A 10,726-nucleotide genomic window follows, 5' to 3' on the forward strand; every position below is an offset into this window, starting at 1 on the left:
ATGTCTGATTACAACGGTTACAATTTTATTGGAAATACTCGTAGTGCAAGAGGGGATGTTGTTTTAAAGAGTCGGAATGCAGCAACAGGACTTGAGTTGGCCCCTTCATTTTATCAAGCAACGATGGATGAAGTTGATTCCGCCTGTAAAATCGCTTCATCGGCCTTTCCACTTTATAGCAAGCTACCCGCAACTCGTCGCGCAGAGTTTTTAAATAAGATTGCCGATGAATTAGACATTTTAGGAAAAGACTTTATTGATTTGGTTCAACAAGAAACGGCCTTGGATGAAGCACGTATAAAAGGTGAATGTGGCCGTACTAGTAATCAAATGAGGTTATTCGCCGATTTATTGTCACGAGGAGATTTCTATGATGCCAGAATTGATACGTCAATGCCTGATAGACGTCCAATACCTCGTGTTGATATACGCCAATGTCGTATTGGTCTTGGTCCTATCGCTGTATTTGGCGCCAGTAATTTTCCATTAGCCTTCTCAACGGCTGGTGGTGATACTGCCTCAGCACTTGCAGCCGGTTGTCCAGTAGTATTCAAAGCACACAGCGGACATATGGGGACGGCTGAAAAAGTTGCTCTTGCTATCCTCAGAGCAGCCGAACAAACGTCTATGCCTGATGGTGTATTCAGCATGATATTTGGATCGGGTGTTGGTAAATCATTAGTTAATCATCCAGCTATTAAAGCAGTAGGTTTTACTGGTTCTTTGGCTGGTGGTAAGGCTATATGTGATATGGCGGCAACTAGACCTCATCCAATTCCCGTTTTCGCTGAGATGAGTAGTATCAACCCCGTTATTTTATTGCCTCAAGCTTTAGAAAATAGAGGTGATTTGATTGCAACGCAACTAGCTGATTCTGTGGTCTTGGGGGTTGGGCAATTCTGTACTAATCCAGGTCTCATTGTTGGTATCCGTTCGTCAAAATTTAGCACTTTTATCAAGCAGCTCTCCTCTGAAATATCACTCAAACCAAGTAAGACAATGCTAAATAGCGGCACTTTGAATAGCTATCAAAAAGGGTGCGACGCTTTACAAAATCACCCATCAATTAAAATCTTAGCCAGTGCTGAGAGCGTTGAAAACAAAGCCACTGCTTATTTATTTCAGGCTGAATCCAGTTTATTGCTGAGTGGCAGTGAGCTACTGCAAGAAGAAGTATTCGGTCCAGCTACCGTTATTGTCGAAGTGAATGACATGGAAGAATTACGAGCGTGTATTTCGGCTATGCATGGCCAACTGACAGCTACTTTAATTGGTGAATCCGAGGAGCTAGCTGAGTCTCAGGAATTACTTTCATTGCTCGAAGAAAAAGCGGGTCGAGTACTTATCAATGGTTATCCAACAGGCGTTGAAGTGTGTGATGCTATGGTACATGGCGGACCATTTCCGGCCACTTCAGATTCTCGTGGTACATCGGTGGGGACCTTGTCTATCGACCGATTCTTACGCCCAGTTTGTTTTCAAAATTATCCCAACTCACTTCTCCCCGAAGCGTTAAAAAATAGCAATCCGCTCAATATTGAACGCTTAGTAAACGGTGTAAACACTAAAAGCCTTATTGAAGAATAACCATAAAAAATCGTAAGGAGATATCCCAATGAAGGGTAAAAAAGTACTTATAACAGCAGCAGGTCAAGGAATTGGCTTATCTAGTGCAAAAGCATTTTTAGATGCGGGAGCGGAGGTTTTTGGGACGGATATTGATATTCGTAACCTGCAAGCAATAGCAGGATTAAAAGCGCTATATCTTGATGTGACTTCTGAGGCTGGAATTGTCAATCTGCTAGATCAAGTCGGCAATATAGACGTCCTTTTTAACTGCGCTGGCTATGTACACGCAGGGGATATTCTGGCGTGTGACGAGGTGGCATGGAGTAAATCGTTTGATCTTAATGTTACGGCGATGTACCGAATGATTCGTGCTTTCTTACCTGGAATGATTGAGCAGGGTGGAGGCTCAATCATCAATATGGCATCAGTGGCATCTAGTATTAAAGGTGTACCTAATCGCTTTGCGTACACAGCAAGTAAGGCGGCAGTTATAGGGCTAACAAAATCCATAGCATCTGATTTTATTGGTAAAGGCATTCGCTGTAATGCTATATGCCCAGGTACGGTCGATTCTCCATCTTTGCGTCAACGAATCTCTGAACAAGCTCTACAACAAGGGCTAACTGAGGAGGCCGTCTTTAATCAATTTATTGATCGACAGCCAATGGGGCGCATAGGGCATCCTGATGAAATTGCCAAATTAGCCCTATATCTAGGTTCCGATCAGTCTAGTTATACAACTGGAACGGTGCAAATTATTGATGGTGGTATGAGTATTTAGTGTTTGTACTCGCTGAAAACAGTATTCGAAATGGTAGGAGATAATATTGAAATTATTACGATATGGTATTAAAGGGTCTGAGAAACCAGGTGTACTTGATGATCAGGGCCAAATTCGCGATCTATCTGGCTATATTGATGATATTTCTGGTAGCGCTTTAAGTGATGAGGCGATATCTAATTTGAGAAAGCTGGATTTGAATACCCTTCCTAAAGTGGCTGGAAATCCGCGTATTGGTTCATGTGTAAACCATGTTGGAAAGTTTATTTGTATTGGCTTGAACTATGCTGATCATGCCGCAGAGGCCAATATGCCAGTTCCAGAAGAGCCAATCATTTTCAACAAATGGACGAGCGCAATATCGGGCCCAAATGATGATGTTGAAATACCTATTGGCTCAACGAAAACAGATTGGGAAGTCGAGCTGGGTGTTGTTATCGGTAAAGCAGGGCGTTATATATCAGAGTCTGATGCAATGGATTATATTGCAGGGTACTGCGTTATCAATGACGTCTCTGAGCGTGAGTGGCAAATTGAACGTGGCGGCACTTGGGACAAGGGTAAAGGTTTTGATACGTTCGGCCCAATTGGCCCATGGTTAGTGACGAGAGATGAGGTTCCAAATCCTCATGAATTAGGATTGTGGTTGGAAGTTGATGGACATCGTTATCAAAACGGAAATACCAATACTTTGATTTTTAAGATCCCAGAAATTATTGCCTATTTGAGCCGCTGCATGAGTCTGCAACCAGGTGACATTATTTCAACCGGTACTCCGCCGGGAGTGGGAATGGGGATTAAGCCTAATGCCGTTTATTTGAAGCCTGGTCAGACAATGAAACTAGGAATAGATGGGCTTGGGGAGCAACAGCAGTTTACGGTTGCAGCAAAATAATACGTAGAAACTGAAATGCAAATTTGAGGCCTCCAGTTTACCCGGTGACCTCAAATTTATTAGCTTAAATTCTAGCTATAGGTAATATCTTTAAACGCTTGGAATTGCGATAAATACACTTTGCCATTGAGGTGTTGCAGGAATCCGCTGCATTCTAGGTGATCCATTACTGGGCCTTTTACCTCCGAAAGCGAGAGTTTAATGTTCAAGCTTTTTAATTGCAGGTTCAGGGCTTCGAGCATTTCTAAGGCGCTGAAATCAATTTCATTCACTGCGCTGCATTGAATCACCACATGGTTAATTTCTTTGCGTTGGCTAATGGTGTCGATGATGTGATCTTCCAAAAACGTCGCGTTAGCAAAGAACAGACTCTCGTCTGGTCGTAAACAAAGCAATTCAGGTGAGGTTTCCACCTCATAGCGTTTCACATTACGAAAGTGTTCAGTGTCCTTGATTAAGCCAACTTCGGCCACGTGTGGTTTGGACGTACGATACAAATGCAAGGCAATAGACAACGCCACGCCAGAAGCCACGCCAACTTCCACACCCAGCAATAAAGTAATCACAATAGTCGCGAGCACTGCATAGAAATCACTACGGGAAAACTGCCATGTTTTTTTCAAGATAGAAAAATCTATCAGGGTTGTGACCGCCACAATGATGGTCGCCGCTAGTGTGGCTTTGGGCAAAAAGTACAGCATAGGCGTTAATAACAAAGACGCGATCATAATGCCAAGAGCCGTCATGATGCTGGCAAGCTGAGTCACCGCGCCGGCATCAAAGTTCACCACGGAACGAGAGAACCCACCAGTTACCGGAAAGCCACCAGATACACCCGACGCGATGTTGGCCGCACCTAAACCGATGAGTTCTTGGTTCGGTTTGACTTTTTCGCGTCTTTTAGCGCCTAAGGTTTTACCAACCGAGATAGATTCTACGTAGCCAATGATCGAAATCATCAGCGCAGGCAAAGCGAGTTCTTTGATTAATTCCAGCGATGGCAAAGTGAATGTTAAACTCGGCAATCCTGCTGGAATGTGTCCTGTGATTGCTACGCCATGAGATTGCAAGTCATACAGATAGACAACCGCAAGGCTTGAAAGCACGCCGAGAATCGGAGCGGTTTTCGCCAACGACGCCGCTGATGCTTCGGGAACCTTTAGCATGATCAAAAAACGTTTCGCGTGACGACGAGCCAACAGCAAAAATGCGATCACAGAAACGCCAATCACAAAGGTCATGGGTTTAAATTGACCGATGTTTTCCAGCATAGAAAGCAATTGCGTAACGACATTGTCGCCATGAGCTTGGATGCCCAAAATGTGCTTTAACTGGCTCAGCGCAATGATGATTCCTGAGGCAGAAATAAACCCCGAAATCACTGAGTGAGAAAGCAGGTTAGTAACCATCCCAAGCTTCATTACGCCCATGATTACCAACATGGCGCCAGATAATAGAGCGAGAGTGATCGCGCCAGTAAGGTAACTGGCAGTGCCTTGTTCGGCAATCACTGCGAGTGATGTCGCTGTCATGAGTGACGCCACGGCAACCGGGCCAACCGACAGTGATGTGCTGGTGCCAAATAAGGCGTACAAAACCAAAGGCAAGATACTGGAATATAAGCCTACTTCTGGTGGTACCCCAGCCAACATGGCGTAAGCCAGTGACTGAGGAATCAGCAACATGGTGACGATAAACGCCGCGGTGGCGTCTTGGCTAAATTGCCCACGGTTATAGGTCTTTAGCCAAGACAGAGCGGGAATGAAACGTTCAATGGTCATCTTGAAGCTCTCGTTACTTACGCATTGTTGGTTTAACAAACCATTCATAGCCTTTCAGCATGCCGTGCCAGTAGAAAGGAGGCAGTAAGTCTTCTTTCAGCACCCAAGCGAGATAGGTGGGTTTGGTACCATCGTTCAGCCATGTCGGGAAGGTTGGTAGCAGCTTTCCGCCGTAACCAAATTCCGCCAAGACAATCTTGCCGCGCTCAACGGTAAGTGGGCAGGAGCCGTAGCCGTCGTAGATGGCTCTTATCGTATTTCCGTCGATAGCATCGGCAATATTTTGTGCCACGACAGGTGCTTGTTTACGAGCCGCCGCCATGGTTTTTGCGTTTGGCGTATTACTTACATCACCTAATGACCAAATATTTTTGAATGAGGTATGTTGCAAGGTTTCTTTATCGACATCGACCCAGCCAGCTGCATCAACTAATGGACTATTACGAATGAAGTCTGGTGCAGTTTGTGGTGGGCAAACATGCAACATATCGAACTCGGTCTCTACGATGCTTTTCTCGCCATCTTTGTTTGTGGTGGCAAAATAGGCGCGTTTATTTGGACCGTCCACTTTGACTAGGTTGTGAGTGAAGTGAGTATTAACTTGGTATTTTTGAATATAACTTTCCAAAGCAGGAACATATTCAGGCACTCCAAATAATACAGCGCCCGCATTGTAAAAAGACACGTTAATGTCTTTTTGCTTGTCGTTCTTCAACCAATGGTCACAAGATAGATACATGGCTTTTTGTGGCGCGCCGGCGCATTTGATCGGCATTGGCGGTTGGGTGAATACGGCTTTGCCACCGTTTAAATTTTTCACCAATTCCCATGTATAAGGTGCTAAGTCGTAACGATAATTTGAGGTCACACCGTTGCGACCTAAAGTGTCTGATAAGCCTTCAATGGCGTCCCAATTAAGCTTGATACCAGCCGCTACGACTAGGTATTGATAAGCTATTTTCTGACCGTTTTCGAGCACTACTTGGTTCTCATTTGGCAAGAAAGTTTTTACCGCTTCTTTTAGCCATTTTGTGTGTGCTGGAATAACATCAGCCATGTTGCGGCGCGTATTTGGTGCTTTAAACACACCGCCGCCGACAAGTGTCCAACCGGGCTGATAAAAATGACTTTCGGCTGGATCAATCAAACAAATTTTCAAGCCAGGTTTGCGTTTTAATAAACTAGCGGCAGTTGAAATACCGGCTGAGCCTGCACCGACTACTACAACATCGTATTGGGCTGTTGTTTTATTGTCTTCTTTAGATGGTGCTTTGTCGTCTTGTGCGATAGGTGTTTCGGTCGTTGAAGCGTCCTGAGCCGCTTGCCAAATTTGGCTGGAGCGATTACCCGTTCGGCAATAAGCGTGAACATTTTCGGCATTTTGTATTGCAGCTTGAAAAGCAGTTATGTCCGAAGCCGTCATTTGCCCGCCAGCAAACGGAATGTGTTTAGCTTTGATATTTTTTTCTTCTGCATAAGCGGCAACATCAGCAAAAGGTAGTTGTCCTTCCTCTTCACCATCTGGTCGATTACAAATGATAAGCGTGACACCAGATTCTGCTAAAGCGTCCACATCGTCTAAGCTGATCTGCTCAGATACGGAATAGTTGTCTGTGATTTTTTTGCGTAACATGGTTGTTCTCACTCTATATAATTATTATTTAGCCTAATGGTCATTAGGCTATTTATAGTTAGTTGCTATTGTCGTTACGGTTTATTTGAACGCATTCAACGGAATTTTTAAGTAAGACAAACCATTGTCTTCCGGTTCTGGCAGATGTCCTGCTCTCATATTGATTTGCAGTGATGGCAAAATCAGGCGAGGCATGGCTAATGTTTTGTCGCGGGTTTCACGTAAATCTACAAAGGTCGATTTGCTGATGCCTTGTTTAACGTGAATGTTCAATTCACGCTGCGCTTTTACGGTAGTTTCATATTCCAATTCACGGCCATTCGGGCAGTAGTCATGGCACATGAAAATGCGGTGATCTTCTGGTAGTGCCAGGATTTTTTGTACGGAATCGAACAATATACCTGCGTCGCCACCGGGGAAATCAGCACGTGCGGTGCCGGCATCTGGCATGAACAAGGTATCACCAACAAATACGGCGTCACCTAAAACATGGGTGAAGCAAGCTGGCGTATGGCCCGGTGTGTGGAGTGCTGTACATTGCATTTCACCAATTTGAAATTGCTCGCCATCTTCGAATAAAAAGTCAAACTGCGAACCGTCATGTAAGAAGTCAGCACCTTCGTTGAATACTTTGGCAAAGGTTTCTTGAACTGTGGTGATTTGTTCGCCAATACCAATTTTGCCGCCGACTTTGCTTTGAATGTATGGCGCAGCAGAAATATGGTCTGCATGGACGTGAGTTTCAATTAACCATTCCACTTTTAGTTTGTGGGTGGTGACGTACGCAATAATTTCGTCAGCACCTTTATGAGAAGTACCGCCAGAGGCATAGTCAAAATCCAATACACTGTCGACAATGGCACAGCTAGAAGACGCTGGATCTTTAACGACATAAGAGAAAGTATTGGAGTCTTTATCAAAAAAAGCCGCTACATCAGGCTTGGTTACAATCGTGTTTGTCATGTTTCACCTCGTTATCAAATTTTCCACACGTTCAAATAGTCTATTTATTTGATGGATTTATAGGTTAAGTAAGGCAGAAAGTGTGCCAAGGTTTTATCTTTTAATTAACTATTTGAAATATAAAGAATTAATTTTTAATAAGAAGAAAGTTTTTAAATTAGAATTGACTAATGTTTTGGTGGTTGTCATATTTGGCGTTAAATTTTGACAAAAATGGCAAATACTTTATGAATATCATCGCATCCGATTCTTCTTCCTTTGATGGACTCGCCAGCATGTTAGAAGGCTACGATTGTCCTGCTATTTTAGTATCGGTGGATTATCGAATTCTTGCCATTAATCAGCATTATCGAGAAGAATTTGGTGATGTTCCTTTGCAGCAGAACAAGCGTTGCTTTGAAGTTTCCCATGGCTACAGCGTGCCTTGTGATGAAGCGGGTGAGGATTGTCCTTTGTCGGCAACCTTGCAATCAGGCCGCAAAGAACGAGTGCTGCATATCCACCAAACGCCAAGAGGCAAAGAGCACGTCGATGTAGAAATGCTGCCGATTCATGACAGCCAAGGGCAATTGCTATTTTTTGTCGAGCTGCTGCGTTCAGTGTCGGTGGCCAGCGTCCAAGACAGCAGCAAAAAATTGGTGGGCTCGAGTAAATCCTTTAATCGAATGTTAGAAAAAATTACTCGTGTTAGTCACAGCGACGCGTCTGTTTTACTACTTGGAGAATCCGGTAGCGGTAAAGAACTGGTCGCGCACGCGGTTCACCAAGGCGGTCATAGAGCGAATAATTCCATGGTGACATTGGAGTGCGCAGGGCTGACGGATTCTTTGTTTGAAAGCGAGCTGTTTGGTCATGTCAAAGGCTCGTTCACTGGCGCGCACAGTAACCGAGTAGGTTTAGTTGAGCTGGCTAATGGCGGTACGCTGTTTTTAGACGAAATCGGCGATGTTCCGCTATCAATGCAAGTTAAGCTATTGCGACTCATTGAAACTGGGGCATTTCGTCCGGTTGGTTCTTCAACTGTTAAGCACACTAATTTTCGATTAATTTGTGCGACTCACAAAAATTTAGCACAAATGGTGAAAGCAGGTGAGTTCCGCCAAGATTTATACTATCGGATCAACGTGTTTCCAATACATGTGCCTTCCTTAAGAGAACGACAAGATGACTTAGTCTTGTTAACCAACACCTTGTTAAAACGTATTAGTGAGCGAAAGGAATACCATCTTACTGATTCGGCGATGCAAGTATTAAAGCAATACGATTTCCCTGGCAATATTCGAGAGCTAAGTAACATCCTCAATCGCGCAACACTTTTAACTGATACGAATATGATTGAGCGAAGCACTATTCAAGAATGTTTGGAGATCGATCGTGAGCTTGATCCGCTGGTGGATACTTCATCAGCTTCTCAATCGTTAAGTATTACTGATGCTGGTGAAGACAAAGAATGGCTGGACTTAAAAACTGCAGAAAAACGCTACTTATCAGAACTCATGGCATTTCATCATGACGATAAAGAGCAGGTCGCCAAGGTCGCAGGAATCAGCCTGCGATCCTTGTATCGGAAGTTAGAATAGTTGGTTTTTTTCAGGATATTTTACATAAAGTATCAAAAAAAATGCTTTATGGTTTAAATAAGATACTTGTAGTTGAGTTTGTGTCGCCTTGAATCCTTACTATAACGACTCTAAAGGTTAAAACAGTAAGGTGAAAATGATGAATAAAGTATTTCTTATGACAGCAGCGTTAAGCAGCTTAGTATCCATGAGCAGCAATGCATTTGAACTTACAAGCCAAGATATTCAAGAGGGGCAAAAGATGCCACATGCTTTTGAGTTTAACAGTTTTGGTTGTAACGGAGATAATAAATCACCCCAACTAAAGTGGGCCGATGCGCCTAAAGGCACGAAAAGTTACGCTATTACCGTGTACGACCCAGATGCACCGTCTGGTAGTGGTTGGTGGCATTGGTCAGCGTTTAATATTCCGGCTTCGGTTACGTCTTTGGATCAAGGTGCAGATTTAACTAAGCTTGGTGCGACAGAACTGAAATCAGATTACGGTAGCGTTGGCTTTGGTGGTTTCTGCCCTCCAAAGGGCGATAATATGCATCGTTATCAGTTTACTGTTTGGGCGTTGCCTGTGGAGAAGCTGGATTTAAATGCTGATGCTTCAGCTGCGTTAGCAGGTTTCACGGTCCGCAGTATGGCAATTGGTAAGGCTATGTTGGTCGCACCTTATAATCGTTAAGCAATCATCTATTAGGAGTGAAAATGCGCCCCATGTTTAAAGTCAGTCAAGTGTATGGTTTACAAACACAGCGACTGCGCAATGTGGCCATTCTTACTCCTAGTCTTTTCAAAATTCGTTCAGGGCGCAAACGTTTATTTTGGCAGGATGATGTGTTGGAATTTGATGTCACAACATTATTGCTAACAAAAGCAGGACAACAACTGACGTTTGAAAATGAGCCAACCAAAGAACGTTTTTTGTCAGTGCAGATGAGTTTTTTATTGCCACCTTCAGAAGACATGATCCAACTGAGTATCAAGGTGGCTGATAATGAATGCTCGCCACGCTTTAAGCCTAATCGTTCTGTGATGGCGAGTCTCGATTTCTTGCTGGAATTAGATACACAAAGTGTGAGTGAGACGACTCAAGCTTATTGGTTAAATGGCTTTTACCAGCAATTGGCTGAAGCGGGTAAACTGCATCTTATCTTTGAAGGGCATGCTGTTTCCTTTGAACAAAAAATCACTGAGCTTTTGCAGCAAGCGCCATGGCAAGATTATCAATTGGATCAAGTCGCTACGCATTTTTCGATGAGTCGGGCGACGCTTATTCGTCGTTTGAAAGAAGAAAATACACAGTTTAGAACCTTGTTAACTCGAGTGCGTATGAATCATGCTATTAGTTTGATGCAACAAGGCTACCGCCAACAAATAGACATTGCTGTGCGTTGCGGTTACCAGTCTCAAGAGCGCTTTAGTCAGCGTTTTTACAAGTCATTCGGGATTACGCCAAGCCAATATATAAAGACACTTTAGTTTATTTTAGTCATATTTTGGTTTGCTACAGTTTTGCTTTTAGTGAGTTGAAAT

The 10,726-nt window shown here is 43.6% G+C and carries 9 protein-coding genes; 6 read left to right on the forward strand and 3 right to left on the reverse strand.

Annotated features, from left to right (window positions below):
* The 3 genes from B6N13_RS02465 to B6N13_RS02475 are packed head-to-tail and all read left to right on the forward strand — an operon-like array spanning position 1 to position 3,245.
* Positions 1 to 1,587 carry an aldehyde dehydrogenase (NADP(+)) gene (locus B6N13_RS02465; protein ID WP_169458363.1) on the forward strand — a complete coding sequence of 529 codons (1,587 nt, stop codon included), beginning with the start codon at positions 1 to 3 and terminating at the stop codon, positions 1,585 to 1,587.
* A gap of 28 nt (positions 1,588 to 1,615) precedes the next feature.
* Positions 1,616 to 2,350, forward strand: a complete 735-nt coding sequence (locus B6N13_RS02470; protein ID WP_198432122.1) for an SDR family oxidoreductase — start codon at positions 1,616 to 1,618, stop codon at positions 2,348 to 2,350.
* Positions 2,351 to 2,396: 46 nt separating this feature from the next.
* Positions 2,397 to 3,245, forward strand: a complete 849-nt coding sequence (locus tag B6N13_RS02475; RefSeq protein ID WP_169458364.1) for a fumarylacetoacetate hydrolase family protein — start codon at positions 2,397 to 2,399, stop codon at positions 3,243 to 3,245.
* Positions 3,246 to 3,316: 71 nt separating this feature from the next.
* Here B6N13_RS02475 and sulP read toward each other — a convergent pair whose 3' ends face one another.
* From sulP to B6N13_RS02490, 3 genes are all read right to left on the reverse strand, one after another.
* Complete coding sequence (sulP, locus tag B6N13_RS02480; RefSeq protein ID WP_169458365.1) at positions 3,317 to 5,026, reverse strand: sulfate permease; 1,710 nt, start codon at positions 5,024 to 5,026, stop codon at positions 3,317 to 3,319.
* A gap of 13 nt (positions 5,027 to 5,039) precedes the next feature.
* Entirely contained in the window at positions 5,040 to 6,659 is a 1,620-nt protein-coding gene (locus B6N13_RS02485; protein ID WP_169458366.1) for a bifunctional protein tyrosine phosphatase family protein/NAD(P)/FAD-dependent oxidoreductase, read from the reverse strand.
* An 81-nt stretch (positions 6,660 to 6,740) separates the two neighbouring features.
* Positions 6,741 to 7,622, reverse strand: coding sequence for an MBL fold metallo-hydrolase (locus B6N13_RS02490; RefSeq protein ID WP_169458367.1), 882 nt, complete (start codon positions 7,620 to 7,622; stop codon positions 6,741 to 6,743).
* A 227-nt stretch (positions 7,623 to 7,849) separates the two neighbouring features.
* Between B6N13_RS02490 and B6N13_RS02495 the strand changes: the two genes are divergently transcribed.
* The 3 genes from B6N13_RS02495 (at position 7,850) to B6N13_RS02505 (ending at position 10,672) form a co-directional block, all read left to right on the forward strand.
* The gene (locus B6N13_RS02495; protein ID WP_248280197.1) at positions 7,850 to 9,202 is read left to right on the forward strand and encodes a sigma 54-interacting transcriptional regulator; all 1,353 of its coding nucleotides are present in this window, start codon (positions 7,850 to 7,852) and stop codon (positions 9,200 to 9,202) included.
* Positions 9,203 to 9,341: 139 nt separating this feature from the next.
* Complete coding sequence (locus B6N13_RS02500) at positions 9,342 to 9,875, forward strand: YbhB/YbcL family Raf kinase inhibitor-like protein (protein ID WP_169458369.1); 534 nt, start codon at positions 9,342 to 9,344, stop codon at positions 9,873 to 9,875.
* A gap of 23 nt (positions 9,876 to 9,898) precedes the next feature.
* On the forward strand, positions 9,899 to 10,672 hold the full coding sequence (locus B6N13_RS02505; protein ID WP_169458370.1) for a helix-turn-helix transcriptional regulator: 774 nt from the start codon (positions 9,899 to 9,901) through the stop codon (positions 10,670 to 10,672).
* Positions 10,673 to 10,726 lie beyond the last annotated feature (54 nt).

This window comes from Marinomonas sp. UCMA 3892 (genome assembly GCF_012726345.1).
GTDB lineage: Bacteria > Pseudomonadota > Gammaproteobacteria > Pseudomonadales > Marinomonadaceae > Marinomonas.